The 24,630-nt window shown below is 66.3% G+C and carries 21 protein-coding genes; 16 read left to right on the top strand and 5 right to left on the bottom strand.

Going from position 1 to position 24,630, the window contains the following annotated elements:
• Positions 1–46: 46 nt before the first annotated feature.
• The 3 genes from Herbaro_RS15665 to Herbaro_RS15655 form a co-directional block, all read right to left on the bottom strand.
• Entirely contained in the window at positions 47–499 is a 453-nt protein-coding gene (locus tag Herbaro_RS15665) for a surface-adhesin E family protein (RefSeq protein ID WP_275010544.1), read from the bottom strand.
• Positions 500–792: 293 nt separating this feature from the next.
• Positions 793–1,872 carry a tartrate dehydrogenase gene (locus Herbaro_RS15660; RefSeq protein WP_275010543.1) on the bottom strand — a complete coding sequence of 360 codons (1,080 nt, stop codon included), beginning with the start codon at positions 1,870–1,872 and terminating at the stop codon, positions 793–795.
• A gap of 194 nt (positions 1,873–2,066) precedes the next feature.
• Positions 2,067–3,005 (bottom strand): D-hexose-6-phosphate mutarotase, encoded by a 939-nt coding sequence (locus Herbaro_RS15655; protein ID WP_275010542.1) that lies wholly within the window; start codon positions 3,003–3,005, stop codon positions 2,067–2,069.
• 181 nt (positions 3,006–3,186) lie between these two features.
• On the opposite strand from Herbaro_RS15655, the gene Herbaro_RS15650 reads away from it, so the two are divergent.
• A complete protein-coding gene (locus Herbaro_RS15650) occupies positions 3,187–4,101 on the top strand; it encodes a LysR family transcriptional regulator (RefSeq protein ID WP_275010541.1) in 915 nt (304 codons plus the stop codon).
• Here the strand turns inward: Herbaro_RS15650 and Herbaro_RS15645 are convergent.
• A complete protein-coding gene (locus Herbaro_RS15645; protein WP_275010540.1) occupies positions 4,098–5,018 on the bottom strand; it encodes a LysR family transcriptional regulator in 921 nt (306 codons plus the stop codon). The genes Herbaro_RS15650 and Herbaro_RS15645 overlap by 4 nt on opposite strands.
• Positions 5,019–5,204: 186 nt before the next feature.
• Between Herbaro_RS15645 and Herbaro_RS15640 the strand changes: the two genes are divergently transcribed.
• The 3 genes from Herbaro_RS15640 to Herbaro_RS15630 all read left to right on the top strand — a co-directional run bounded on the left by Herbaro_RS15640 (position 5,205) and on the right by Herbaro_RS15630 (position 9,335).
• Entirely contained in the window at positions 5,205–5,723 is a 519-nt protein-coding gene (locus Herbaro_RS15640; RefSeq protein WP_275010539.1) for a sigma-70 family RNA polymerase sigma factor, read from the top strand.
• Complete coding sequence (locus Herbaro_RS15635) at positions 5,720–6,703, top strand: FecR domain-containing protein (protein ID WP_275010538.1); 984 nt, start codon at positions 5,720–5,722, stop codon at positions 6,701–6,703. Before Herbaro_RS15640 ends, Herbaro_RS15635 begins: the two co-directional genes overlap by 4 nt.
• 115 nt (positions 6,704–6,818) lie before the next feature.
• Positions 6,819–9,335 carry a TonB-dependent siderophore receptor gene (locus tag Herbaro_RS15630; RefSeq protein ID WP_275010537.1) on the top strand — a complete coding sequence of 839 codons (2,517 nt, stop codon included), beginning with the start codon at positions 6,819–6,821 and terminating at the stop codon, positions 9,333–9,335.
• Positions 9,336–9,412: 77 nt separating this feature from the next.
• Here the strand turns inward: Herbaro_RS15630 and Herbaro_RS15625 are convergent, their stop codons facing one another.
• The gene (locus Herbaro_RS15625) at positions 9,413–10,480 is read right to left on the bottom strand and encodes a substrate-binding domain-containing protein (RefSeq protein ID WP_275010536.1); all 1,068 of its coding nucleotides are present in this window, start codon (positions 10,478–10,480) and stop codon (positions 9,413–9,415) included.
• A gap of 219 nt (positions 10,481–10,699) precedes the next feature.
• Here Herbaro_RS15625 and Herbaro_RS15620 point away from each other — a divergent pair, with 219 nt between their 5' ends.
• The 12 genes from Herbaro_RS15620 (at position 10,700) to Herbaro_RS15565 (ending at position 24,623) form a co-directional block, all read left to right on the top strand.
• The gene (locus Herbaro_RS15620) at positions 10,700–12,349 is read left to right on the top strand and encodes an OFA family MFS transporter (RefSeq protein WP_275010535.1); all 1,650 of its coding nucleotides are present in this window, start codon (positions 10,700–10,702) and stop codon (positions 12,347–12,349) included.
• 469 nt (positions 12,350–12,818) lie between these two features.
• Positions 12,819–13,298, top strand: coding sequence for a formate dehydrogenase subunit gamma (locus tag Herbaro_RS15615; protein WP_275010534.1), 480 nt, complete (start codon positions 12,819–12,821; stop codon positions 13,296–13,298).
• Positions 13,295–14,854 (top strand): formate dehydrogenase beta subunit, encoded by a 1,560-nt coding sequence (locus Herbaro_RS15610; protein ID WP_275010533.1) that lies wholly within the window; start codon positions 13,295–13,297, stop codon positions 14,852–14,854. The genes Herbaro_RS15615 and Herbaro_RS15610 overlap by 4 nt, the downstream gene beginning before the upstream one ends.
• 30 nt (positions 14,855–14,884) lie before the next feature.
• The gene (gene fdhF, locus Herbaro_RS15605) at positions 14,885–17,758 is read left to right on the top strand and encodes a formate dehydrogenase subunit alpha (RefSeq protein WP_275010532.1); all 2,874 of its coding nucleotides are present in this window, start codon (positions 14,885–14,887) and stop codon (positions 17,756–17,758) included.
• A 224-nt stretch (positions 17,759–17,982) separates the two neighbouring features.
• Positions 17,983–18,828, top strand: coding sequence for a formate dehydrogenase accessory sulfurtransferase FdhD (fdhD, locus tag Herbaro_RS15600; protein ID WP_275010531.1), 846 nt, complete (start codon positions 17,983–17,985; stop codon positions 18,826–18,828).
• A gap of 44 nt (positions 18,829–18,872) precedes the next feature.
• Positions 18,873–19,100 (top strand): formate dehydrogenase subunit delta, encoded by a 228-nt coding sequence (locus Herbaro_RS15595; protein ID WP_275010530.1) that lies wholly within the window; start codon positions 18,873–18,875, stop codon positions 19,098–19,100.
• A gap of 423 nt (positions 19,101–19,523) precedes the next feature.
• Entirely contained in the window at positions 19,524–20,624 is a 1,101-nt protein-coding gene (locus Herbaro_RS15590; RefSeq protein WP_275010529.1) for a LacI family DNA-binding transcriptional regulator, read from the top strand.
• Between the two features lie 242 nt (positions 20,625–20,866).
• Positions 20,867–21,670, top strand: a complete 804-nt coding sequence (locus tag Herbaro_RS15585; RefSeq protein ID WP_275010528.1) for a transporter substrate-binding domain-containing protein — start codon at positions 20,867–20,869, stop codon at positions 21,668–21,670.
• Between the two features lie 146 nt (positions 21,671–21,816).
• Positions 21,817–22,512, top strand: coding sequence for an amino acid ABC transporter permease (locus Herbaro_RS15580; RefSeq protein ID WP_275010527.1), 696 nt, complete (start codon positions 21,817–21,819; stop codon positions 22,510–22,512).
• Entirely contained in the window at positions 22,512–23,162 is a 651-nt protein-coding gene (locus tag Herbaro_RS15575; protein ID WP_275010526.1) for an amino acid ABC transporter permease, read from the top strand. The genes Herbaro_RS15580 and Herbaro_RS15575 overlap by 1 nt, the downstream gene beginning before the upstream one ends.
• The gene (locus tag Herbaro_RS15570) at positions 23,149–23,883 is read left to right on the top strand and encodes an amino acid ABC transporter ATP-binding protein (protein WP_275010525.1); all 735 of its coding nucleotides are present in this window, start codon (positions 23,149–23,151) and stop codon (positions 23,881–23,883) included. The genes Herbaro_RS15575 and Herbaro_RS15570 overlap by 14 nt, the downstream gene beginning before the upstream one ends.
• A complete protein-coding gene (locus Herbaro_RS15565; RefSeq protein WP_275010524.1) occupies positions 23,880–24,623 on the top strand; it encodes a sugar phosphate isomerase/epimerase family protein in 744 nt (247 codons plus the stop codon). The genes Herbaro_RS15570 and Herbaro_RS15565 overlap by 4 nt, the downstream gene beginning before the upstream one ends.
• Positions 24,624–24,630 lie beyond the last annotated feature (7 nt).

Genomic DNA, 24,630 nt, shown 5'->3' with positions numbered 1-24,630 from the left:
AAAAAGCGCCGTCGACGGCGCTTTTTTTCGGGCCTCCGGGCGCTGCCTATTTCCCGCAGACGGCTTCGATGGCGCGCTCGCCGGTGGAGCCGGGAATGGGATCCTGCAGCTTGACGTCGGAGTAGGCCAACTGCGGCGCCAGCAGCAAGGTGCCCTTGCCGTCGGGCTGGGTGTACATCTTGCGGCTGCCGAAACCGAGCTGGCGGTTGTTGCAGTCGAAGTAGGCGGTCGAGATCTCGGAGGTGTAGTAGGTCTTGCTGCCCTGGCCCATCAACAGCTGCGGGCGGGTCCAGTTCAGCAGGATCTGCGCCTGGCGGATGCTGCGGGTCACCACGATGCTGTTCTTGTCGACGAAGAAGCTGCCGATGGTGTTGTCGCCCAGCGGCGACCAGTCCGCATGCGCCGAGGCGGCGACGCAGCACAGCGCCAGCGCGGCCGCCGCGCGTACCGATGCGCGCGCAACAGGGGAGGCGGTGGAAAGGGAAATCTGTACGTCCATGTCGGCAGAGTGCGTCGCAGTCACCGGTTCGGGCAGCATCAGCTGAACATCACGGCCAGCATGGCCACGTCGTCTTCCAGCAGCAGCGCCAGCGTCACGCCCCAGAACAGCGTTTCCGCCGCCAGCAGATACCATGCGCGCCGCAGATTCGAATGCATGTCCAACACCGGGATCACGAAAGTTTGAGTTGCAGCAATCCTAACACGTTGCACGCCCGGGCAGCATCGCCCGCCCGCGCGCCATTCCAATAAAAAAAGCCCGCCGGCGGGCGGGCTTCTTCGGCGGGGCGTTGCTCAGATCGCCGCGGCGATCGCCCGGCCGACCTCGGTGGTGTTGCTTGAGCCGCCCAGGTCCGGCGTCTTGGGGCCGTCCACCAGCACGCGCTCGACGGCCGCCAGGATGGCGTCGTGCGCCTGCTTGTACTTGGCGTCGCCGTTGCCGAGGAATTCCAGCATCATCGCGCCGGACCAGATCATGGCGACCGGGTTGGCGATGTTCTTGCCGAAGATGTCCGGCGCCGAGCCGTGCACCGGTTCGAACAGCGATGGCATCTCGCGCGAGGGGTTGATGTTGGCCGAGGGCGCGATGCCGATGGTGCCGGTGCAGGCGGGACCGAGGTCGGAGAGGATGTCGCCGAACAGGTTGGAGGCCACCACCACGTCGAAGCGGTCGGGGTTCAGCACGAAGTGCGCGGTCAGGATGTCGATGTGGTACTTGTCGCGCCGGACATCGGGGTATTGCTTGCCCATGGCTTCGGCCCGTTCGTCCCAGTACGGCATGGTGATGGCGATGCCGTTGGACTTGGTGGCCGAGGTCAGGTGCTTCTTGGGGCGGCTTTGCGCCAGGTCGAAGGCGAACTTGAGGATGCGGTCGGTGCCCTTGCGGCTGAAGATCGATTCCTGGATCACCATCTCGCGCTCGGTGCCTTCGTACATGCGCCCGCCCACGGAGGAGTATTCGCCCTCGGTGTTCTCGCGCACCACGTAGAAGTCGATGTCGCCGGGCTTGCGGTTGGCCAGCGGGCAGGGCACGCCGGGCATCAGGCGCACCGGGCGCAGGTTGACGTAAAGGTCGAAGTCGCGGCGGAACTTGAGCAGCGAGCCCCACAGGGAGACGTGGTCCGGCACCGTGGCCGGCCAGCCGACCGCGCCGAAGAAGATGGCCTCGAAGCCCTTCAACTGCTCGAACCAGTCGTCGGGCATCATCTTGCCGTGCTGGGCGTAGTAGTTGCAGTGGGCCCAGTCGAAATGGGTGAACTCGATGTCGATGCCGAACTTCCCGGTGGCGGCCTCGACCGCGCGCAGGCCCTCGGGCATGACTTCCTGTCCGATGCCGTCGCCGGCGATGACGGCGATTTTGTGTTTCTTTGCCATGTGCTTTTCTCCTCGATGGTGCGGCTCGTTGCGGCGCCTTGCATGGGGGCGCCCGTCGGAGGGAAATCATACGGCGCAATCGGCGCCGGATCATGCACGGATCGGTGATTCCATAAAACACGATCCGTGAACAGTGCGCAATGAAAAAAGCGCCGCCGGGAGGGCGACGCCTTGCTTGCCCGGCGCCGGCAAGCTCAGCCGCGCAACGGCTCGCTCCACAGCGCCACGCCCATGCCGTGTTCCTCGCCGGGCGCCAGTTCGACCAGGTCTTCCATGACATTGGCGGTCTCGATGCACAGCATGCGCTGCCAGGCGTCGTCGGCGAATTGCGACAGGCGGCGCGCCTTGGTGGCCCAGGGGTTCCAGACCACGGCCGAGGTCGAGCCGCTGGCCTCGATGTGGATGCGGCGGTTCCAGCCGTCGTCGCGGATGGTCAACTGCGGCGGCAGGCCGAGGTAGATGCGGTCGGTCTCGCTGCTCACCACCAGCGGGCGTTTCTGTATGCGCTCGGCCCAGCCTTCGAGGGTCTCGATGTAGCGCAGGCCTTCCAGGCCTTCGACGGTGGCGTTGTGGATGCTGCTCACGGCAAAGTAGGTGTGCAGCGCCTGCGACAGCGCGATGTGCTGCTCGCTGCCGTTGCGGGTGACCAGGTTCAGGTGCAGGCGCTCGTCCAGCAGGATCTCCAGGCGCAGCGACAGGCCCGCCGGCAAGTGGCGCAGGCTGGGCGAATCGGTGACCGGCGGGATCGCCAGCGACAGGCGCACGCTGTCGCCTTCGATGGCGTGTTCCGTCAGGATCCAGTCGATGCCGCGCACCAGGCCGTGCGCCGGCAGGCGGCCGCCCGAATGCAGCGCCTGCACCTGCGGCGGATTGCGCATCAGGTCGCCGAACCAGGGCCAGCAGACTGGCACCCCGCCGCGCACCGCGTTGCCGGTTTCGAAGGCGGCTTCCTCGCTCATCCAGATGATCGGCTCCTGGCCGTGCTCCTGGTAGCGCAGCACTTGCGCGCCTTGCTCTGCGATCAGCAGCTCGGCCCTGGCGGTCTGCACCCGCAGGCATTGCAGCTGGTTGACCTCGATGCGCTGGATATGCGGCAGCTCGGCCGGGACTTCCTGGTCCTCTGTGAAGATCATGCTGTGAAACTCCGAAAGATCATTGCAATGCCGCAAGCCTGCCACATTTCGGCAGCGCGCGGGAGGGATTTCCCTGTCCGCGGCCGCCAATACCCGGGCTTCTCATGACAAAACGGCAAAGCGCATGGTCCGGCGCGGCTGGCTATAATCCACGCATCGTTGACTTGATCAGACACAAAACGTGAACAATTCCCCTTTGCTCGAAGACCTGCGCCTGTTCTGCGTGGTCGCCCGCCGCAGCAGCTTCGCCGAGTCGGCCAAGGAAGTCGGCGCCTCGCCTGCCTATATCAGCAAGCGCATCGCGCTGCTGGAGCAGGCGCTCGGGGTGCGGCTGTTCCACCGCACCACCCGCAGCGTGGTGATGACGGAGGAGGGCGGCAACGTCCATGAATGGGCGCGGCGGATTCTCGACGATGTGGAACAGATGATGGAAACCGTCAGCAGCGCCAAGCGCGTGCCGCGCGGGCTGCTCAAGGTCAGCACCAGCTTCGGGCTGGGGCGCAAGTTCGTCTCGCCCATCCTGTCGCAATTCGCGGCGCTGCATCCGGAACTGAAGATCCAGCTGGAGCTGGTGGACCGGCAGATCGACCTGGTCAACGAAGGCATCGACCTCGATATCCGCGTCGGGCCGGGGCATGAGCAGCACCTGTTTTCCAAGCGCCTCCTGCCCAGCCAGCGCGTGCTGTGCGCCAGCCCGGCCTATCTCAGGAAGCATGGCGCGCCGGCCGACCTGGCGGCGCTGCGCCAGCACCAGTGCCTGGTGATCCGCGAGCGCAACCAGGCCTTCGGCATCTGGCGCATGATGGGGCCCAAGGGCTTGGAGACGGTGAAGGTGTCGGGCGGCCTGGCGTCCAACCATGGCGAGATCATCCACCAGTGGGCGGTCGACGGCCACGGCATCATCCTGCGGTCAATCTGGGACGTCGCCGAGAGCCTCAAGCGCGGCCGCCTGGTGCGGGTGCTGCCGCAATACCACCAGGAGGCCGACCTGTGCGCGGTCTATCCGCTGCAGCTGAAGAATTCGGCCAAGGTGCGCGAATGCGTGCGCTTCCTGCAAAAGCACCTGGACGTGAACGCCCCGGCGCTGACGCTCTAGCGGCCGGCGACGTGCCGGCGCACCACGCGTTCCAGCGCCTGGGCCACATGCACGACGGCGATGTCGTCGTCGCTGCGCTGGTGGCGCAGCAGGTGCAGCGACAGGCCGGCCACCGGCAGCGGCGGCCGCAAGCAACCCAGCGGCACCGGATGGGCGGCGGTGGCGGCCGGCACGCAATGCATGGGCATCAGGGCAATCAGGTCGGAGGCCTGCAGCAGCGGCGCGGCCATCAGGAAATTGGGGACCGACACGCCGATGCGCAGCGCCAGTCCCTGCGCCGCCAGTTGCTCGTCCAGCATGCGATTGAGCGTGTCGTGGCTGGAGACCCGCAACTGCGGATAGGCCAGCCATTTCTGCAAGGTCAATTGCTGCGCCGCCGGGTGGTCGTGGCGCATCACCGCCACGCAGCGTTCCTGCAGCACCTCGCGGCTGTAGATCGGGCCATGCAACGGCGCCGGCGAGCCGATCACCAGGTCGACCTCGCCGCGCTCCAGGCGCAGGGCGGCGTCGGCGTTGCTGCGCCAGGGCTGGAACTCCAGATCCAGCCGCGGCGCGCTGGCCGCCAGTTCCGCATACAGCGGCTGCGCCACCGCCTGGGCCGGGTAATCGGCCATCAGCAGGCGCACGCGTTGCGCGATGCCGGCCACGCCGGCTTCCCGCTCGGGCCGGCCGTGGCCGGCGGCGGCCAGCGCCAGGCGCAAGGGCTGGCGCAGGGCCTGCGCCGCGCTGGTCAGGCGCATCGCCTGGCCGCCGTCTTCCAGCAGGGGATCCTGGAACAGCTGGCGGCAGCGCTCCAGCGCGCTGGCCGCGGCCGGCAGCGGCAGCCCGACGCGGGCGGCGGCGCGCGCCAGGTGGACTTCGTCGAATACGGCGTTGAGCAGGAAGAGAAGCTTGGGGTCGACTGAGGCGAGATTCATGAAACTGAGTGGTCCGGTTCTTCCAGGCCGGCGGCGGCGATGTATCGCGGCCGGCGCAGGGCGCGGCAGTTTAGCGTGATCGGATAGGCTGGACAAGCGGCGTACCGGTGCAATGCTGGTAGAATGATATTTATTCTCATTCAATAAATGCCGGCAACCGGCTCCTTCGCCCCTCGATAGCGCCCCATGTCTACGACCGATCCGCAGCATCGGCATCTGGCGATGCTCTACAGCGACCACCACGGCTGGCTGAAAACCTGGCTGCGCGGCAAGCTGGGATGCGCGGCCGATGCCGCCGACCTGGCGCAGGACACCTTCCTGCGCCTGCTCAATCGCGACGAGCCGGCGGCGGCGATGCAAGGCCTGCGCCAGCCGCGCGCCTACCTGACCCGCATCGCGCAGGGGCTGGTGATCGACCATTGGCGCCGGCGCGATGTCGAGCGCGCCTACCTGGATGCCCTGGCCGGCCAGCCGGAAGCGCAAGCGCCGTCGCCGGAGACGCGCGCGCTGATCATCGAAACCCTGGTGCGCATGGACGCCGCGCTGGACGCGCTCAAGCCCCGCACGCGCGAGGCCTTCCTGCTGGCGCAGCTGGAGGGCATGAGCGGCCCGGCCATCGCCGAGCGCCTGGGCGTCTCGCTGGCCACCGTCGAGCGCGACCTCAACGCCGGCTGGCAGCAGTGCTATCGGGTGTACTTCCTGTGAGCGCCATCCCGACGATCGATCCCAAGCTGGTCGACCAGGCCATTGCATGGAGCGTCCGGCTGCGCCTGCACGCGGCCGACCCGCGGCAGTTGCAGGCCTTCCAGGCCTGGCGCCGCGCCGATGCCGGCCATGAGGCCGCCTGGCAGCGCATCGAGGCGATGCAGCAGGCGATCTCCGCATTGCCGCCGCAGGTAGCCGGCCAGGTGCTGGCCGCGCGCGCGGCCGGGGCATCCGGCCGCAAGGGGCGCCGCCAGGCGCTTAAGCTGATGCTGGGCGCCGCCATGGTGGGCGCGGGCGCCTATGCCGGCCGCGATACGCCATGGGCGCAGCAAGCCATGGCGGACTACGCCACCGGCACCGGCCAGCGCCGCCAGGTGGTGTTGGAGGACGGCACCGAACTGCTGCTCAATACCGGCACCGCGCTCAATGTGCGCTACGCGGCGGGCCAGCGGCTGGTGGAGCTGCGGCGCGGCGAAGTCATGATCACCACCGGGCGCGACGAGGCCTCGCCCCAGCGCCGTCCCTTCCTGGCCAGCACCAGCGACGGCGCGATGCTGGCCAAGGGCACGCGCTTCCTGGTGCGCAAGGACGAGGACCGCACCCGCCTGACCGTGCTGGAACACGCCGTCGAGCTCGACAATGCCGCCGGCGCGCCGGTGCTGGCGCAGGCCGGCGACAGCTACTTCATGTCGCGCCAGGCGATCTGGAGGGCCGACGCGGCCGAGTTCGACCCCAGCGCCTGGACCGAAGGCCTGATCGCCGCGCGCGAGATGCGCATGGATCGCTTCCTGGCCGAGCTGTCGCGCTATCGCCCCGGCTTGCTGCGCTGCGACCCGGCGGTGGCCGGCCTGCCGGTGTCGGGCATCTTCCAGCTGGCCGACACCGACCGCACGCTGGAAGTGCTGCTGGCCACGCAGCCGGTCGCGGCGCACTACCGCACGCGCTGGTGGGTGACCATCATCCCGCGCCGGCCGGAATGAGGCGCCGCGCCGGGCGCACGAAAAAATAATCGAAAAGCATGAGGGGATTGGCGATTTGCAGCGGCATACCAGTTGAAGCTCCCATCAACCTGACCCGATGCCCCATCCCAATCCCATGTCTACCGGAAACAAACTGTCCGCCGCGCCCGCCGCCGCGCTCCACGTCCCCGCTCTTCGTCCGCTCGCGCATGCCGTCGCCGGCGCCTTGCTGATCCTGGCTTTCGGCCTGCCGGCGGCGCAATCGGCGCGGGCGCAAGGCGTCCCCGGCAGCGCCGCGGCGCACGCCTATCGTATTCCCGCCGGTCCGCTGGACGCGACGCTGGACCGCTTCGCGCGCGAAGCGCGCATCACCCTGGCCTATGACGCCGCCAGCCTGCGCGGCCTGCAAAGCGCGGGCCTGAACGGCAGCTATACCGTCGACGCCGCGCTGGGCGCGTTGCTGGCCGGCAGCGGCATGGGCGCGGTGCGCCTGGCCGACGGCGACTACACGGTACGCCCGGCCGGCGCCGCGCAGGCGGCCGCGCCGGTGTCGCAGGCCTTGCCGACGGTGGTAGTCAAGGAGCGCGCCGAGGCTGAAACCGCCTTGACGCCGGTGGTCGGCAACGTGGCGCGCGTGAGCCGCTTCGGCACCAAGACCGACACCTCGCTGAAGGAAACCCCGCAGTCGATTTCCGTGATCACGCGCGACCAGCTCGACGCCCAGGGCGTGGAAAGCCTGGCCGAAGGCCTGCGCTACACTCCCGGCGTGGTCACCCAGTACGGCAACACCGACCTGCGCTACGACTGGCTGACGGTGCGCGGATTCGTGCCGGGCCGCTACCTCGACGGCCTGCGCCTGCCGTTCGGCTCGCGCGGCTATTCGCAGCCGCGCATCGAACCCTTCGGCCTGGAGCGCATCGAGGTGCTGAAGGGGCCGTCCTCGCTGCTCTACGGGCAGGCGGCGCCGGGCGGCCTGGTCAACATGGTCAGCAAGCGTCCCACCACCGACACCGTGCGCGAGGTGGAGCTCCAGTACGGCAACAACAACCGCAAGCAGCTGGCCCTGGACCTGGGCGGCCAGTTCGACGAGCACAGCGACCTCAGCTACCGCCTGGTCGCGCTGGCGCGCAAGAGCGACACTTCCTACGACTATGTGAACGAAGAGAAGACCTACTTCGCGCCCTCGCTGACCTGGCGTCCGGACGCTTCCACCCAGCTCACGCTGCTGGCCCAGTACCAGAAGATCGATTCCAGGGGCGGCGGCGGGGCGCCGGTGCTGCCGGCCAACGGCACGCTCTACACCAGCGTCTACCCGGCGCTCTCGCGCAGCACCTTCGCCGGCGAGCCGAACTACGACCGCTTCACCAACGAGCAGTATTTCATCGGTTATGAGTTCGAGCACCGCTTCAACGACGACTGGAGCGTGCGCCAGAACCTGCGCTTCGGCGAGGTCGCTGCCGACACCCGGCGGGTGCAGGCCTTCTGCCTGTCCGCCGCCGCGTGCAATCCGAGGTCGCTGCTGCGCTATGCCTGGGCCTTCCCCGAGACCTCGCGCATGTGGACCATCGACAACCAGCTGCAGGGCAAATTCAATCTCGGCGCCACCCGCCATACCTTGCTCGTGGGCGCGGACTACTCTTCGGAGAGCAGCCACTATGAGGAGAGCAGCCTGAGCGTGCTGGCCGGGACCTTCAACGCCTATGCGCCGGTGTACGGCAGCTACGGCGGCGCGGTGCCGCCGGTGGCCACGCGCATCCAGCAGGATCGCGACCAGTTCGGCGTCTACCTGCAAGACCAGATCCGCCTCGACCGCTGGACCCTGGTGGCCGGCGGCCGCTACGACTGGGCCGACACCGATACCCTGACCACCACCGCCACCACGCGCGTGGCAGCCAGGCAGCGCGACAGCGCCTTCACCGGCCGCCTGGGCCTGCTGTACAGCTTCGACAACGGCATCACGCCTTACCTCAGCTATTCGACCTCGTTCCAGCCGACGGTGGGCGTGAGCCGCACGCAGGACGTGTACAAGCCGACCAAGGGCAAGCAGACCGAAGCCGGCGTGAAGTACCAGCCGGACGGCTCGCGCACCATGGTCACGCTGTCGGCCTATGAGATGACCCAGCAGAACGTCACCACGCCCGATCCGCTCAATACCAGCTTCAGCGTCCAGACCGGCGAAGTGCGCGTGCGCGGCGCCGAGCTGGAAGGCAAGGTGCAGATCGACCGGGGCCTGGATCTGATCGCTTCGTATGCCTATACCGACAGCAAGATCACCAAGGCCAACACCAGCGGCGGCGTCAACACCACCGGCAACCGCCTGGCCTTCGTGCCGCGCAACCAGTTCAGCGCCTGGCTCGACTACACGGTGCAGGACGCCGCGCTGGCCGGCCTGGGCGGCGGGGTCGGCGCGCGCTACCTGGGCGAGAGCTATGGCGACAACACCAACCTCTATCACGTGCCCGGTGTGACGCTGTTCGATGCCGCGCTGCGCTACGACTTCGGCAAGACCAATGCGCAACTGAAGGGGTTGCGCATGGCGCTCAACGCGTCCAACATCTTCAACAAGACCTACGTCGCCGCCTGCCTCTCGGCCGCCGGCTGCTACTACGGCGACGGACGCAGCATCTACCTGACGATGAAGTACGGCTGGTAAGCGGGGGGGGGGAAGGCAAACGGCGCGCACTGCTGCAGTGCGCGCCGTTTTCTTTTGGCGATGGCGGATGGACGGCGTCAGCCGAAGGCTTCCTTGAGCGTCTGGATCTTGCCCATGTCGGCGGCGTCGTAGCCGGCCAGGCCGTTGACCACGGCGCGGAAGGCGTCGGATTGCAGGATGTCGATCACCGAGCGGATCAGCGGATCGTGCAGTGAGGCGGCCGGCAGCGCGAAGAAGTAGCGCTCCCGCACCAGCGGGATGAATTCCAGGCCGAAGCGTTGCGACGCGGTCTGCACGCCGAAGCCGACGTCGGCCATGCCGCTGGCGATGAAGGCCGCCACCGCCGAGTGCGTGAACTCGGTGTTCTCGAAACCGTTGATCTTCTTGTGCGCGATGCCGGCGCCGGCGAGCATGAGCTCGAGCAGCATGCGCGTGCCCGAGCCGGCCTCGCGGTTGACGAAGCGCAGGTCGGGCCGCGTCAGGTCCTGCAGCGAGCGCACGTTCTTGGGATTGCCCGGTTCGACGAACAGGCCCTGCGCGCGCACCGCCAGGTGGATCAGGCAGTCGCTGCGCTTGTTGAGCCACTTGGCGTAGGTGGCGATGGCCGGTTTCTCGAATTCGCCCAGCGGCACATGAAAGCCCGCCAGGTCGCACTCCTGGCGCGACAGCGCGGCCACGGCATCGGTGCTGTGCCGGTAGCGCACTTCCACCGGCAGCCTGGCGTCATTGATCTTGCCCAGCAGCGCGGCCACCGCGAAACCGTGGCTGGCGTTCAGGCGCACCGTCTCCGACTTGCCCTCCACCGTCTTGCCCAGCTCGATCTCCAGCTCCGAGGCCAGGCTGTCGAGCGTGGGCGACAGGCGCGCCGCCACCAGGCGATCGGCCCACAGCAGCTTGTTGGCGAAATCGGTCAGCGTGGTGCCGCGCCCGCGGCCGCTGGTGATGAGCGAGTTGCCGAAGATGCGCTCGGCGTCGCGCAGCAAGCCCCAGGCATGGCGGTAGGAGTAGCGGATCTGCTGCGCCGCCTGCGCGATGGAGCCGCTCTGATGGATGGCGGTCAACAGCGTGAGCAGGTTGGCCGTATCCAGCGGCGCCTCGTTGTCGTAGGCGATTTCCCAGTGGGGTTTGATGTGGACTTTATACATTTATGTAAAAGATAGCATATTGAGCTTGCCGTTTTTAGGTGATAATTTCGCCGCATCCTGCATAAATGATAAAAAATATATGCAGTGTTGTGCATATATAAACAGAGAGAGATATCGTCGCAAAGATGGGTCGGCCACACGAACCGCCCCTACCGGCTTTGCCGCGCATTTCCTCCTGGATCCACCACATCAATCATCAAATAAATATTCGGAGGAATAATGGCTTTCGATTTCCTGGACAAGGAACGTACAGTCGCCAAGCCTGGCTTCAACCGTTGGCTGGTGCCGCCAGCCGCGCTCGCAATTCACCTGTGTATCGGGATGGCCTATGGCTTTTCCGTGTTCTGGTTGCCGCTGTCCAAGGCGCTGGGCGTGACCGCGCCCATCGCTTGCGGCGCCGACGTCGGCTTCTTCGCGCAGATCTTCTCGTCCACCTGTGACTGGAAGATCTCCATGCTGGGCTGGATGTACACCATGTTCTTCGTGCTCCTGGGCATTTCCGCCGCGATCTGGGGCGGCTGGCTGGAACACGCCGGTCCCCGCAAGGCCGGTGTCGTGGCAGCCGTGTGCTGGTGCGGCGGCCTGCTGATCTCGGCGCTGGGCGTCAAGACCCACCAGCTGTGGCTGATGTGGGTCGGCTCCGGCGTCATCGGCGGCGTCGGCCTGGGCCTGGGCTACATCTCGCCCGTCTCGACCCTGATCAAGTGGTTCCCGGACCGCCGCGGCATGGCGACCGGCATGGCCATCATGGGCTTCGGCGGCGGCGCGCTGGTCGGCACTCCGCTGGCCGATGCGCTGATGAAGAAGTTCGCCACCCCGACCTCGGTCGGCGTGTGGGAAACCTTCGTGGTCATGGCCATCATCTACTTCGTGTTCATGATGGCCGGCGCCTTCGGCTACCGCGTCCCGCCCTCGGGCTGGAAGCCGGCCGGCTGGACCCCGCCCGTGGCAGCCGCCAACAGCGGCACCATGATCACCCAGAACCACGTGCACGTCTCCAAGGTCTGGGGTATTCCCCAGTTCTGGCTGGTGTGGCTGGTGCTGTGCCTGAACGTGTCGGCCGGCATCGGCGTGATCGGCATCGCTTCGCCGATGCTGCAGGAAGTGTTCGGCGGCCACCTGCTGGGCGTGGACGTCGGCTTCAACGACCTGTCGGTCGAGCAGAAGGCCGCGATCGCCGCCCTGGCGGCGGGCTTCACCGGCCTGATCAGCCTGTTCAACATCGGCGGCCGTTTCGCCTGGGCCTCGTGCTCCGATTTCTTCGGTCGCAAGCTGACCTACGCGATCTTCTTCGTGCTGGGCTTCGTGCTGTACGTCAGCCTGCCGTGGTCGGCCAAGGGCCACAGCATTGCGCTGTTCGTGGGCGCGGTCTGCATCATCCTGTCGATGTACGGCGGCGGCTTCGCCACCGTCCCGGCTTACCTGGCCGACCTGTTCGGCACCCAGATGGTGGGCGCCATCCACGGCCGCCTGCTGACCGCGTGGGCGACCGCCGGCATCCTGGGCCCGGTGGTGGTGAACTACATGCGCGAGTACCAACTGTCGCTGGGCATGCCCAAGGACCAGGTCTACAACACCACGATGTACATCCTGGCCGGCATGCTGGTGCTGGGCCTGATCTGCAACCTGCTGATCCGCCCGGTCGCCGCCAAGCACTTCATGACGCCGGACGAACTGGCGCATGAAAAGAAGCTGGCGCACGAGAAGTCGGCGGCCGAAGCGGCTGCCACGGCTTCCTCGGACGATATGTCGAAGATCGGTTCCGGCGGCAACCCGCTGATGATCGGACTGGCATGGGCCGCGGTGGGCATCCCGCTGATCTGGGGCATCACCCTGGTGCTGCAGAAATCGGCCGTGCTGTTCCGTTGATCGGCCACTGAAGCAAGGCAATACCGGCCGGCGTCCCTCGGGATGCCGGCCAGCGGCGAAAGCCGCTGACACAACCCGCAAGGGGAGCGCATCCGCAGGCGGGTTGTGTCAGCGACTATCAAAAAAAGCAGGAGCAGGGCCCGGTCCTCCGGTATGGCCGGGCCCGCATCCTCAGTGTTCAGTACCAACCGTAAAGGCAGGGAGAACATGCGACAACGGAGACCAGCTGTAACCACCCACAGGGCCAGCTTTCCCGGCCCCGGGCGCGCCTTTGCCATTGCAATTGCCATTGCGTCGGCCGGCGGCCGCGCCCGCTCCGTGCTTTTCCTTCCTTCTTCATACGACATGTTTCAAGCAGGCCGCGCCCGCTTCAAAGGCGCAGCCATACCCGGTTTCATTTGAAATTAGCGGCTGGCCAACCAGATCCCGAAGGGACGACGGCCGCATCATCGCAAGGCAGGAGACTTCAATGAACAGGCAACAGATTTTCGACGTGGCGGCGGTGCGCGGCATCATCGCCGAACGCAAGGGCATGGCGGGCGCCATGCTGCCCATCCTGCACGGGATACAGGAGAAGGTCGGCTACATCCCGGCCGACGCCGTCCCCATGATCGCCGGCGAGCTCAACCTCTCGCGCGCCGAGGTGCACGGCGTGATTTCCTTTTATCACTTCTTCCGCCAGCAGCCGCCGGGCAAGCATGTGGTGCAGGTATGCCGCGCCGAGGCCTGCCAGGCGCGCGGCTCCGAGGCGCTGGCCGGGCAGGCGCAGGATCTGCTGGGTTGCGCCTTCCACGAGACCAGCGCCGACGGCCAGTTCACGCTGGAGCCGGTGTATTGCCTGGGGCAGTGCGCCTGCGGCCCCAATATCATGATCGACGACGAGCTGCATGCCCGGGTCGGCGCCGACAAGCTGCAGCGGCTGGTGCAGGCCAAGCGGGAGGCGACATGAGCCGCGACGCCATCACCGTCTATGTCCCGCGCGACTCCACCGCGCTGGCGCTGGGCGCCGACCACGTGGCCGCCGCCATCGCGGCCGAAGCCGGCCGGCGCGGCCTGAAGGTGGATATCGTGCGCAACGGCTCGCGCGGCATGTTCTGGCTGGAGCCGCTGGTGGAGGTGGGCACGCCGGTGGGCCGCATCGGCTACGGACCGGTGGACGCCGGCGACGTGCCGGCCCTGTTCGACGCCGGACTGCTGGGCGGCGGCGACCATCCGCTCAGGCAGGGCGAGGTCGACGCCTTGCCCTACCTGAAGAATCAGGAACGCCTGACCTTCGCTCGCGTCGGCATTACCGACCCGCTGTCGCTGGAGGACTACCTGGCGCATGAAGGCTACGCCGGTCTGACCCGTGCGCTGGCCATGGAGCCCGAGGCGATCGTCCAGACAGTGCTGGACTCCGGCCTGCGCGGCCGCGGCGGCGCCGCCTTCCCGACCGGCATTAAATGGAAGACCGTGGCCGGCGCCAGGGCGGCGCAGAAGTACGTGGTCTGCAACGCCGACGAGGGCGATTCCGGCACCTTCTCCGACCGCATGGTGATGGAAGACGATCCCTTCATGCTGATCGAAGGCATGACCATCGCCGGCATCGCCGTGGGCGCCACCCACGGCTACATCTACGTGCGCTCCGAATATCCGCACGCCATCGCCACGCTCGACGAGGCCATCGCCATCGCGCGCCGGCGCGGCTATCTCGGCGACGACATCCAGGGATCCGGGAAACGTTTCCACCTGGAGGTGCGCAAGGGCGCCGGGGCCTACATCTGCGGCGAAGAGACGGCCATGCTGGAAAGCCTGGAGGGCAAGCGCGGCGTGGTGCGCGCCAAGCCGCCGCTGCCGGCGCTGGAAGGGCTGTTCGGCAAGCCCACCGTGATCAACAACCTGATCTCCTTGGCTTCGGTGCCCATCATCCTGGCGCGCGGGGCGGAGTTCTACAAGAACTACGGCGTGGGCCGCTCGGCCGGCACGCTGCCGTTCCAGCTGGCCGGCAACATCAAACGCGGCGGCCTGGTGGAAAAGGCGTTCGGCCTCACCTTGCGCGAGCTGCTGGAAGACTTCGGCGGCGGCAGCGAGAGCGGGCGTCCGATCCGCGCGGTGCAGATGGGCGGTCCGCTGGGCGCCTACATGCCGCAGCAGCAGTTCGACACGCCGCTGGACTACGAGGCCTTCGCCGCCATCGGCGCCATGATCGGCCACGGCGGCCTGGTGGTCTTCGACGATACGGTCGACATGGCCAGGCAGGCGCGCTATGCGATGGAGTTCTGCGCGGTGGAGTCCTGCGGCAAGTGCACGCCGTGCCGCATCGGCTCGACCCGCGGGGTGGAGGTGATCGACAAGCTCATCGCCAACCAGGACCGGCCGCAGCAGGTGCACCTGCTGCGCAGCCTGTGCGACACCATGGTCAACGGCTCGCTGTGCGCCATGGGCGGGATGACGCCGTTCCCGGTGCTGTCGGCGCTGAACCATTTCCCGGAAGACTTCGGCACGCCCAATGAGAAGGCTGCCTGATCCACTTATCGAATTGCGGAGGTTTGCATCATGAATCAGCTCAATGAAACGGATTACGGCACGCCGGCGCGCGTCTCGGAGCAGGAAGTCACGCTGGAGATCGACGGCGTCCAGGTCACCGTGCCGGCCGGCACCTCGGTCATGCGGGCCTCGGTCGAGGCCGGCATCAACGTGCCCAAGCTGTGCGCCACCGACAGCCTGGAGCCGTTCGGCTCCTGCCGCCTGTGCCTGGTGGAAATCGAGAAGGACGGGCGCAAGATGAAGGGTTATCCGGCCTCTTGCACCACGCCCTGCGAACCGGGCATGAAGGTCAGCACGCAGACGCCCAAGCTGGCCGAGATCCGCCGCGGCGTGATGGAGCTCTACATCTCCGACCACCCGCTGGACTGCCTGACCTGCCCGACCAACGGCAACTGCGAACTGCAGGACATGGCCGGCGCCGTCGGCCTGCGCGAGGTGCGCTACGGCTACGAGGGCGAGAACCACCTGAAGATGAAGAAGGATGAATCCAATCCCTACTTCACCTACGATCCCTCCAAGTGCATCGTCTGCAACCGCTGCGTGCGCGCCTGCGAAGAGACCCAGGGCACCTTCGCGCTGACCATCGACGGCCGCGGCTTCGAGTCGCGCGTCTCGGCCGGGCAGATGGACAGTTTCATGGAGTCCGAATGCGTCTCCTGCGGCGCCTGCGTGGAAGCCTGCCCGACCGCGACGCTGACCGAGAAGACCGTGATCATGATGGGCCAGGCCGAGCACAGCGCAGTCACCACCTGCGCCTACTGCGGCGTGGGCTGCGCCTTCAAGGCCGAGATGAAGGGCAATGAAGTGGTACGCATGGTGCCCTACAAGGACGGCAAGGCCAACCACGGCCACTCCTGCGTGAAGGGCCGCTTCGCCTGGGGCTACGCGACCCACAAGGATCGCATCCTCAATCCGATGATCCGCAAGAGCATCAGCGATCCCTGGCAGGAAGTGTCGTGGGAAGAAGCGCTGTCGTATGCCGCCAGCGAGTTCCGCCGCATCCAGGCCAAGCACGGTAAGGATTCCATCGGTGGCATCACCTCCTCGCGCTGCACCAACGAAGAGACCTACCTGGTGCAAAAGCTGGTGCGCGCCGCCTTCGGCAACAACAACGTCGACACCTGCGCGCGCGTGTGCCATTCGCCGACCGGCTACGGCCTCAAGCAGACGCTGGGCGAATCGGCCGGCACCCAGACCTTCGATTCGGTGATGAAGTCTGACGTGATCATGATCATGGGCGCCAACCCGGCCTCCGGCCACCCGGTGTTCGCCTCGCAGATCAAGCGCCGCCTGCGCCAGGGCGCCAGGCTGATCGTGATCGACCCGCGCAGCACCGAGATGGTGAAGTCGCCGCACGTCCAGGCCGACTACCACCTCAAGCTGCGCCCCGGCACCAACACCGCCATCATCACCGCGCTGGCGCATGCCATCCTCTCCGAAGGCCTGCAGCAGGAGGACTACATCCAGGAGCGCTGCGACGTGAAGTCGTATGAGGACTGGAAGGCCTTCGTGCTGCGCCCCGACAACTCGCCCGAAGCCATGGCCGAGGTCACCGGCGTGCCGGCCGAGGCCATTCGCGGCGCCGCCCGGCTGTTCGCCACCGGCGGCAATGCCGCGATCTACTACGGCCTGGGCGTGACCGAGCATGCGCAAGGGTCGACCACCGTGATCGGCATCGCCAACCTGGCCATGTGCACCGGCAACGTCGGCCGCGAAGGCGTGGGCGTGAACCCGCTGCGCGGCCAGAACAACGTGCAGGGTTCCTGCGACATGGGCTCCTTCCCGCACGAGCTGCCGGGCTACCGCCACATCTCGGACTCCACCGTGCGCGGCCAGTTCGAACAGGCCTGGGGCGTGACGCTGAACCCGGAGCCGGGCCTGCGCATCCCCAACATGTTCGACGCCGCGCTGGAGGGCAGCTTCAAGGGCCTGTACTGCGAAGGCGAGGACATCGTCCAGTCCGACCCCAACACCCAGCACGTGGCGGCGGCCCTGGAAGCCATGGAATGCATCGTGGTGCAGGACCTGTTCCTCAACGAAACCGCCAAGTACGCCCACGTGTTCCTGCCCGGCTCCTCCTTCCTGGAGAAGGACGGCACCTTCACCAACGCCGAGCGCCGCATCTCGCGCGTGCGCAAGGTGATGCCGCCCAAGGCCGGCAAGTCGGACTGGGAAGTCACGGTGGCGCTGGCCGAAGCGCTCGGCTACCCGATGCCGTACAATCATCCCTCTGAAATCATGGATGAAATCGCCGCGCTGACGCCGAGTTTCCACGGCGTCAACTACGCCAAGCTGGAGAAGCTGGGCAGCATCCAGTGGCCATGCAACGACGCCGCGCCGGAGGGCACGCCGATCATGCATATCGGCAGCTTCATCCGCGGCAAGGGCAAGTTCCTCAACACGCAATATTTCGCCACCGACGAGAAGGTGACGCAGCGCTACCCGCTGATCCTGACCACCGGGCGCATCCTGTCGCAGTACAACGTCGGCGCCCAGACGCGCCGCACCGAGAACTCGCAGTGGCACAGCGAAGACGTGCTGGAGATCCATCCGCACGACGCCGAGGATCGAGGCATCCGCGAGGGCGACTGGGTCGGGATCGAGTCGCGCGCGGGCCAGACCGTGCTGCGCGCCACCGTGAGCGAGAAGGTGCAGCCGGGCGTGGTGTACACCACCTTCCACTTCCCGGAATCGGGCGCCAACGTGATCACCACCGACAACTCGGACTGGGCCACCAATTGCCCCGAGTACAAGGTGACCGCGGTGCAGGTGCTGCCGGTGAGCCAGCCGTCCGAATGGCAGCGGCACTACCAGCGCTTCAACCGCGAGCAGCTTGATTTGCTCAAGGGCGAGAAGGCGACGGAACCGTTGGTGACGAAGTGATGGGTGGCAGGTGCGGCGTCACGATGATCCGCCCGGTTGCTGTCGAAAGATAAACCGTCATCCCGGCGCAAGCCGGGATCCAGCGACGTTAAACGGCCGTGGATGCACCACGAACGTCACTGGGTTCCGGCTTTCGCCGGAACGACAAGGAGGTGGCGGCATTAACGTGATTTCTCCGTAGCAGCATCATCGTCATACCGTTACACAATGAACCGCAGGAAAGCATGAACGCACGCATCCCCCCATCACCGAACATCGATGAAGACACCGGCGAATTCGCCACCTCCGCCCGCGTCCAGGTCGACCGCTGGCGCGACGGCCGGCGCGAGACGGTGGAGGACGTGGTCGCCGAGGAGGTGCCGATCGCATTGGAATACAACGGCATCTCGCACGCCGTGATGATGGCCACGCCGGCCGACCTGGAAGACTTCGCGCTGGGCTTCTCGCTGACCGAGGGCATCGTCGCGGATCCGGGCGAGTTGTATGAGTGCGAGATCGTGCCCGGCTGCGAAGGCGTGCAGGTGCAGATGCGCATCGCCACCGAGCGCTTCGTGGCGTTGAAGGAGAAGCGCCGTAACCTGACCGGCCGCACCGGCTGCGGCCTGTGCGGCGCCGAGACGCTGGAGCAGGCGGTGCGCCATCCCAAGGCGGTGGCCGCGGGCGGCGCCGGCTTCACGATCGCGCAGATCCATGCCGCGCTGGAAGAGATGCAGGGCGGCCAGCAGTTGCAGCAAGCCACCGGCGCCACGCACGCCGCCGCATGGCTGGGCGCGGACGGCAAGATCGCTTTGGTGCGCGAGGACGTGGGGCGCCACAACGCGCTGGACAAGCTGATCGGCGCGCTGGCCGAGGACGGCGCCGACTTCTCGCAAGGCGCGGCCATCATCACAAGCCGCGCCAGCTACGAGATGGTGCAGAAGGCCGCCACGGTCGGCATCGGCTTCATCGCCGCCATCTCCGCGCCCACCGCGCTGGCGATCCGGCTGGCCGAGGAGACCGACGTCACCCTGCTGGGCTTCGTGCGCAAGCAGGGCCATGTGGTCTACGCGCGGCCGCACCGGCTGCGCTGAGGCATCCATCGAACGACAAGACAGAGAGCGCAGGAGGCACACACATGAACACCGAACACCTGATCAAGATGGCCAACCAGATCGGCAGCTTTTTTTCCACCATGCCAGACCGCGAGCAGGCGGTGGCCGACCTGGCCTCGCACCTGAAACGCTTTTGGGAACCGCGCATGCGCCGCGCCTTCCTGGCGCACATCGAGCAGACGCAGGGGGAGGGAGTCGATCCCATCGTGCTGGAGGCGGTGAGCAAGCATATGCAGCAGCTGGCGGCATAAGCCGCCGCCTTCGCGAGATCAAAAAAGCCGCCCTTGGGCGGCTTTTTTCGTGACGATCCGGCATCGGTGATCAATAGCGATAACCCAGCGTCAGCATCACGGTGCGGTCATCTCCCAGCGCCGCCGCCTTGGTCGGCTGAGCAAGGGCGGGTTGCGCTGCAGAATGCGGGGTTGGGCGCGATCTTGCCTGCCGAGAATGGGGTTGCCAAGGCGCTCCATTGCCCCTTGGCATCTTTCTTTTTCACCGCTTGCGCTTCATCCTTGCGCCTCAAATTTTTCATCTGAAACCGTTTGCCAAACGATTTTTGCGCTGCTATCTTGGAACCGGTTCCAAAAGATTCAATAAATGAGCAGCCCGGAACCCAGGAAGCACAAATCGACTGACAACGATCGGATGGACGATCAAAGATTTGGCGGGCAACAGTGAGACAAAACACAAAGACCGGCGCCGACCGGGTCACTATCGCGCAGGTTGCGCGTGAGGCCGGGGTGTCGAAAACCAGCGTATCGCGTTTCCTCGGCGGCGAGTTCGATGCCCTGTCGGTGCGCCTGCGCGACCAGATTGGCAAGACCATCGCGCGGCTGGGTTATCAGCCCAGCCAGATGGCGCGCGGCTTGAAGGGCGGGCGCACCAGGCTGATCGGCATGCTGGTGGCCGACATCCTCAATCCGTATTCGGTGGCGGTGCTGCACGGCGCCGAAGCGGCCTGCCAGAAGTACGGCTACACGCTCATGCTGTGCAATACCGGCAACGACGAGGAGCGCGAGAAGCAATCCCTGGCCGCGCTGCATTCCTACAGCGTGGAGGGCTTGCTGTTCAACACGCAGGGACGCAATACCACGCCGCTCAAGGAACTGGGGCAGGCGGCCTTCCCGGTGGTGCTGCTGGATCGCCGCATCGAGGGTTGCGACTTCGACCTGGTGGGGCTGGACAACGTGAAGGCGGCGCAGCTGGCTACGCGGCACCTGCTGGCGCAAGGCTATACGGATATCGCGCTGGTGGTGCAGCCGCTGTACGGCGTGAGTTCGCGCCAGGGGCGCCAGGCCGGTTTCCTGCAAGCGATGTCGGAGCAGCCTGCGTGCCATGGCGAAACGCTGGAAGTGCACATCGACCAGCCCGGCCATGTGGCCACGGTCCTGCGCGAGTTCCTGGCGCGCCGGCGTGCGAGCGAGGGACGCATCGCCATCCTCGCGGGCAACGGCATGGTGTCGCTGCAGATCGCGCTGGCGCTGCAGAGCATGAAGCTGCGTTTCCCCGAGGACGTGGGCTTGCTGTGCTTCGACGAGCTGGCCTGGTCGCCGCTGGTGGGCAGCGGCATCAGCACCATCGAGCAGCCGACCTACGAGATCGGTTTCACCGCCATCGAGCGGCTGCTGGTGCGCATCAACGGCGAACGTTCGGTGCGCATGGAGATCCTGCTCGACGGCCGCCTGATCACCCGCGGTTCGAGCGCTATCGCGCCGGGCGGAAAAGCGGCGCGCAAAAGCGTGCGCGCGAAGGCCGAGAGCGACATCGCGGCCTGAAAGGACGGCGGCGCTGGAACCGGTACCAGCCGCCATGCGCCTTTATGGTAAGACCTTAAAACAGGACGGAAGAGCCTGGCAGCGCTGAACGAATTCATGAATCCACATACAGGACCGGCCCACAAGGCCGCACAACAGACCTGAGGCAGATCAGGCGAGCAGCAAAGAGGGGCGCAAGAGCCCGGAGGGGTTCGGAGCCACACGGACTGCCGTGTATCACGGCGCAATTTCAGGAGACTAGGATGAGCATCAAGAAGCTTTTCAGCACCAAATTCATCGCGCTGACCCTGGCCGCGACCTGCGCGGTCGCAGGCGCCGCCAGCGCCAGCGCGCAAAGCATCGCCGAGCTGACCAAGAAGGGCAAGATCACCATCGGCGTGGTCAGCGGCACGCCGCCGTTCGGCAGCGTCGACGCCAAGGGCGTGCCCATCGGCTACGACGTCGATGTCGCCAACCTGATCGGCAAGTACCTGGGCCTGCCGGTGGAAATCGTTCCGCTGGTGCCGCCGGCACGCATCCCGGCGCTGGAGTCGGGCAAGGTCGACATGCTGGCCGCGACCCTGGCGCCGACGCCCGAGCGCGCCAAGGCGGTGCTGTTCACGATTCCCTACAGCGGCTTCGAGCTGTCCATCGTCGGCCCGGTCGGCGCCAACTACAAGAAGCTCGACGACCTGGTGAAGAAGAAGGTCGGCGTCTCGCGCGGCTCCACCAACGACACCGCGCTGACCCGCCTGGCGCCGCCGGGAACCACGCTGGTGCGTTTCGAGGATGACTCCACCGTGACCCAGGCCCTGCTGTCGAACCAGGTGGATGCGATCTCGATCCCCAACACCATGGCCACCGAAATCGTGAAGACCCGCGGCCAGGGCAAGATCGAAGTCAAGTTCCCGTACTCGGTGCAGCCGAACTCGATGACCGTGCGCAAGGGCTCCTACGAGCTGCAGCAGTGGCTCAACAACTTCATCTACTACGTCAAGCTGAACGGCGAGCTGGATGCGATCTCGCGCAAGTGGGCCGGTCCGCTGCCGAACCTGCCGGTATTTTAAGACACGTCGATTTCATGCAGTGTCGTCCCTGCGAAAGCAGGGACCCAGTGTCTTTAAATCAGGTTGTCAACGCACTTAACGTCGCTGGATCCCTGCTTTCGCAGGGATGACGGCGCGTATTTTTGGTGCAAGGCAAGGAGCACACAATGCACTATGACTTTCAGTTCGCGTTCATCTTCCAGCATCTCGACCAGTTGCTGATGGGCGCGCTGCTTACCATCCGGCTTTCCGCGCTGTCGATGATCTGCGGTTTGGCGGTGGGTATCTTCGGGGCGATCGTGAGCATTCACGGTTCGGCGCCGGCCCGCTTCGCGGTGACCTCCTATGTGGAGCTGATCCGCAGCACGCCGTTCCTGGTCCAGCTGTTCATCATTTTCTTCGGCCTGCCTTCCATCGGCGTGCAGGTCGACGCCAACATCGCCGCGCTGGTGGCGATGACGGTCAACCTCGGCGCCTATTCCACCGAGATCGTGCGCGCCGGCATGATGGCGATCCATCCCTCGCAGGTCGAGGCGGCGCAGGCGCTGGCCATGACGCGCGGCCAGGTGATCCGCCACGTGGTGCTCACGCCCGCGCTGGAAAAGGTCTACCCGGCGCTGGCCAGCCAGTTCACGCTGATGATGCTGGCCTCCAGCATCGTCTCGGCGATCTCCGCCGAAGAACTGACCGCCACGGCCAACCTGCTCGATGCGGAGACCTTCCGCAGCTTTGAAATCTACCTGGTGGTGATGTTCCTCTACATCGCACTGGCGCTGCTGTTCCGGCTGGCCTTCTGGCTGATCGGCCTGGTTGTGTTCAAACGCCGCCGCCGTCTCGGCGTGGCCCGTCCTAGGAGGATGTAATGCTCGCCGAATTTTCCTTCGATAACTTCATGTTCCTGCTGGAGGCGGCGCAATGGACGCTGCTGCTGTCGGCGCTGGCCTTCGTCGGCGGCGGCATCGCCGGCTTCATTGTGGCGCTGATGCGGACCTCACACGTGCCGGCGCTGCGCCTGCTGTCGGCGGTCTACATCCAGATCATCCAGGGCACGCCGGTGCTGATCATCCTGTTCCTGTCGTTCTACGGACTGGCGATCTTCGGCTACAAGCTGCCGCCGATGGTGGCCGCGACCATCGCCATGACCATCTATTCCAGCGCCTACCTCGGCGAGATCTGGCGCGGATGCATCGAGGCGGTGCCGGTGCCGCAATGGGAGGCCTCGACCGCGCTGGCCATGACGCGCTGGCAGCAGCTGCGCCACGTGATCCTGCCGCAGGCGGTGCGCATCTCGCTGCCGCCCACCGTCGGCTTCCTGGTGCAGATCGTCAAGAACACCTCGATCGCCTCGATCATCGGCCTGGTCGAGCTGGCGCAGGCCGGCAAGCTGGTCAGCAACGCGACCTTCCAGCCCTTCCTGGTGTTCCCCATCGTGGCCGCCATCTATTTTGTTTTCTGCTATCCGCTGTCGCGGTTCAGCTTTGCCCTGGAGAGGAAATTACATGCCCATCGTTGAGATTGACAACATCACCAAGAGCTTCGGCAGCAACCAGGTCCTCAACGGGATCTCGCTGTCGGTCGAGCGCGGCCAGGTGGTGGCGATCATCGGCCGCTCGGGTTCGGGCAAGAGCACCATGCTTCGCTGCATCAACGGCCTGGAGACCATCGACGGCGGCAGCATCACCGCGGCCGGCCACAAGCTTACCAACAAGCACGAACACCTGATCGAGCTGCGCAAGGACGTGGGCATGGTGTTCCAGCACTACAACCTGTTCCCCCACCTGACGGTGGAGGAGAACATCATGCTCTCGCCGCGCATCGTCAAGAAGACCGCCACCGAGACCGCCCGCGATACCGCCATCAAGGTCTTGAAGCAGGTCGGCCTGGAACACAAGCGCGACGCCTATCCCGAGCAGCTTTCGGGCGGCCAGCAGCAGCGCGTGGCGATCGCGCGCTCGCTGGCGATGGAGCCGCAGGTGATGCTGTTTGACGAAGTGACCTCGGCGCTGGATCCGGAACTGACGGCCGAAGTGCTGAAGGTGATGGAAGAGCTGGCGCGCGGCGGCATGACCATGCTGCTGGTCACGCACGAGATGGAGTTCGCGCGCCGCGTGGCCGACCTGACCGTGTTCATGCACCAGGGCCGCGTGTGGGAGGCGCGACCGTCCAAGGAGTTCTTCGCCGACCCGCAGACCGCCGAGGCCAAGCAGTTCATCGGCGCGGGTTCGATCAAATGACGCCGGTCCTGGTCGCCGCTTCCGCCTATGGCGCCGAGCTGGTGCGTCGCGTCGGCCATGCCGACCTGGTGCCCATGGTGGCCGACGCGGGGGCGGCCGGCCTGGAAATCCGGCGCGAGCTGTTCGACGGCGCGCAGGACCTGACGGCGCTGCGCGCGTTGCTGGAGCAGCGCAAGCTGTTCTCGGTGTACTCGGCGCCGATCGAGCTGTTCGCCGCCGACGGCAAGTTCGATCGGGCGCAGGTCGCGCAGGCCATGGGCGAGGCGGAGGAAGTGGGCGCGCGTTACCTCAAGGTTTCGCTCGGGCATTTCTCCGCCGCCAGCGACTTGCCGAACCTGCTGCGCTACCTGTCGCAGGCGCCGGTCGAAGTGCTGCTGGAAAACGACCAGACGCCGCAGGGCGGCAAGCTTGAACCCATCGTCAGCTTCCTGTCGCTGTGCACCGGCAACGGCGTGTCCTTCGGCATGACCTTCGACATGGGCAACTGGCGCTGGAACGGCGTCGATCCCGAGCTGGCGGCGCGCACGCTGGCGCCGCATATCCGCTATGTCCACTGCAAGGGCGTGCGCGACGATCACGGCAAGCTCAAGGCGGTGCCGCTGCAAGCGCAGGACTCGGAGTGGCAGCAACTGATCGCGCACTTCCCCAAGGGCATCATGCGCGCCATCGAGTTCCCGCTGGTGGGCAGCGACCTGGAAGAGGTCACGCGGCGCTACGTGGCCATGCTGGCCGCGGTTTGAAACAAGA

Source organism: Herbaspirillum sp. WKF16 (genome assembly GCF_028993615.1).
Lineage (GTDB): Bacteria > Pseudomonadota > Gammaproteobacteria > Burkholderiales > Burkholderiaceae_D > Herbaspirillum.
Note: the sequence above shows the minus strand (reverse complement) of the source record. Positions and strands in the feature narration are given on the sequence as shown.